The sequence below is a fragment of the Streptomyces torulosus genome (assembly GCF_001419765.1).
GTDB lineage: Bacteria > Actinomycetota > Actinomycetes > Streptomycetales > Streptomycetaceae > Streptomyces > Streptomyces torulosus.
The window spans coordinates 13,111-13,633 of record NZ_LIRK01000710.1 but is presented as its reverse complement, the minus strand read 5'-3'; the positions used below and the strand labels follow the sequence as shown (position 1 = coordinate 13,633).

The 523-nt window shown below is 72.1% G+C and carries 1 protein-coding gene; it reads left to right on the top strand.

Features of this window, described 5'->3' with window-relative positions:
* Window positions 1–161: 161 nt before the first annotated feature.
* On the top strand, window positions 162–523 hold a 362-nt coding region (locus AOK23_RS50890; protein WP_240496746.1), incomplete at its 3' end, for a siderophore-interacting protein.

Sequence of the window (523 nt, the reverse complement as noted above, 5' to 3'; positions counted from 1 at the left end):
CCCCTGAAAAAGCAGGGGCTGCGCCCCGTGCTTTTTCAGCGGCCCGCAGGGGCCGTTGCCTTTAGGGGCGCGGGGAACTGCGCGGCCAGCCCCCACCGGACCCGCACCCGCCGACGAACCCGCAACCCCACACGCTCCCGCCCCCTATCCAGGAGCCCCCCATGACGACGGCCGTAGCCGCACCCTTCCGTTTCTTCTCTCTTCAGGTCGTGCGGACGGAGCGGCTGGGGCCGTCTCTCGTGCGCGTCTCCTTCGCGGGGGACGATCTGCGGTTCTTCCTGTCCGACGGGAGGGACCAGTCGCTGTCGCTGTTCCTGCCGCATCCGGGGCAGGACGCCCCCGTCGTTCCCTACGAGCTGGGCAACGGGTGGTGGCAGGCGTGGCGGGAGTTGCCGGACGACGTGCGGGCGGTGATGCGCTCGTACACGCTGCGGGGGCTGCGGGCCGACGGGCGCGGGGAGACCGTCGAGATCGACATCGACTTCGTGCTGCACGGGGTGGAGCCGGGGGCCGCCGTGCCCGC